The following is a 1,791-nucleotide window of genomic DNA, read 5'->3' as shown; positions in this document are numbered from 1 at the left end:
AGCCGATGGGTTCCGGCCGGCGCCGGCCGAACCGCCCCGGCCGGGGCCGGCCGAACCGCCGCGCTGGACCGCCGAGGGCGTCGTCTCGCTCAACGGCGGGCGACACCGGGTGGGGCACAACGGGAACAGGCCCTCCTCGTCTCTGGAGCTGGACGGGGTGGAGGAGCTCGACGCCGTCGCCGACGTGGACGCGGCCGACGCCGGCGGGGTGGTCGGGCGACACGGCTTCGACCCCTTCGACAGCCCCGACGAGGACCACCACGAAGACCGCGACCGGGGCTCCGGCAGCGGCTACGACGAGGGCTTCGAAGAAAGGTCCGACGAGGGCCACGACCCGAACTTCGACGGAGAAACACCCCGATGATCGACATCGCGGCGATTCGCCGCCCGGCGACGTCCACCGTTCGGCAGTGGTGGGTGCTGATGACCCGGGTGATCAAACCGACCCTGCGCAACGGCGAGGTGCTCACCCAGGTCGCCGCGTCGATCATGTTCACCGTCGGCTTCTACATCCCGCTGAAGAACTTCATGGGCCACTTCGCGCAGGGGATGAGCAGCTACGCGCAGTACCTGATGCCGCTGATCGCCCTGCAGGCGGTCACCTTCGCCACCATCTCGGCGGCGCTGCGCTCGGCCACCGACTCGGTGCAGGGCATCAACCAGCGATTCAAGACCATGCCGATCGGCACCCTGATCCCGCTGTCCGCCCGGATGTCGGCGAGCATGTACCGCTGCGCGATCGCCCTGGCGGTCGCGCTGGCGTGCGGTTTCGCCATCGGGTTCCGGTTCTACGGCAGTGCCGTGCACACCGTGGTCTTCTGCCTGCTGCTGGCGTTCATCGGGATCGCGCTGTCGCTGATCGGCGACGTCATCGGAGCGGCGAACAAGAACCCGGAAGCCACCATGCCGATCCTGATCATCCCGCAGATCGTTCTCGGGCTGCTGTCGGTGGGCCTGCAACCGGTCGAACAGTTCCCCAGCTGGATCCAGGGCTTCGTCCGGGACCAGCCGACCTCGCAGTACGTCTTCGCGTTACGAGCGCTGGCCGATGACAGCGGCCCGGGGGCGGGGGTGGTGAGCTGGTCGGTGATCGCGCCCACCCTGTACTGGGGCGGCGCGTTCATCGTCGTCCTGCTGCCGGTGCACGCCTGGGTCTCCGCGAGGCGGCAGTGATGGCGGTGACGTTCCGGGACCGGCCGACCACCCCGATCGACGGGCTGGTCGAATCGCTCGGGCGGATCGAGGTCGGCGCGCCGCGTCGGACGTCCAACCGCCCGGTCGAGGAGAATTCGCTCGACCGGCTGGGTAAGCACACCTGGGTGCTGGCCGCCCGGCTGCTGCGCCGGTGGAGCCGGGACCCGGCCACCGTGCTCGAGTCGCTGCTGATGCCGGTGGTGCTGCTCGTCACCTTGAACATCGTGCTGGGCAAGGGGATTTCGGATCTGACCGGGCACAGCGCGCTGCTTCGCACGGTTCCGCTGATCGCGATGGTCGGCGCCATGTCCGGGTCGATGATCGGCGGCACCGGCCTGATGCGCGAACGCGAAGACGGCCTACTGGCCCGCTTGTGGGTGGTTCCGGTGCACCGGGCGTCGGGGCTGCTCTCCCGGCTGCTCGCCGACGCGGTGCGGATCGTGCTGACCACCCTGGTGGTGCTGGCGGCCGGCGCGGCCCTGGGTTTCCGTTTCTACATGGGCGCCGTCGCGACGGTGGCCTGGGTGCTGGTGCCGACCATCTTCGGGGTGGCGTTCACCATGTTCGTGATCAGCCTGGCCCTGTACGCGCAGAACG

3 protein-coding genes are annotated in these 1,791 nt (G+C 69.5%); all 3 read left to right on the top strand.

The annotated features are described in order from the left end of the window. Positions 1–364: hypothetical protein (locus AC2VNT_RS16440; protein WP_486947868.1), on the top strand; the 364-nt coding region annotated here is incomplete at its 5' end. Next, positions 361–1,173, top strand: coding sequence for an ABC transporter permease (locus AC2VNT_RS16435; RefSeq protein WP_486947867.1), 813 nt, complete (start codon positions 361–363; stop codon positions 1,171–1,173). The genes AC2VNT_RS16440 and AC2VNT_RS16435, both read left to right, overlap by 4 nt. Continuing rightward, positions 1,173–1,791 (top strand): ABC transporter permease (locus AC2VNT_RS16430; RefSeq protein ID WP_486947866.1); only part of this gene is annotated, 619 nt, incomplete at its 3' end. The genes AC2VNT_RS16435 and AC2VNT_RS16430, both read left to right, overlap by 1 nt.

Source organism: Mycobacterium sp. TH-M15 (assembly GCF_057473705.1).
The sequence above is the reverse complement of the archived record's forward strand: the minus strand, read 5'-3'. Positions and strand labels throughout refer to the sequence as shown.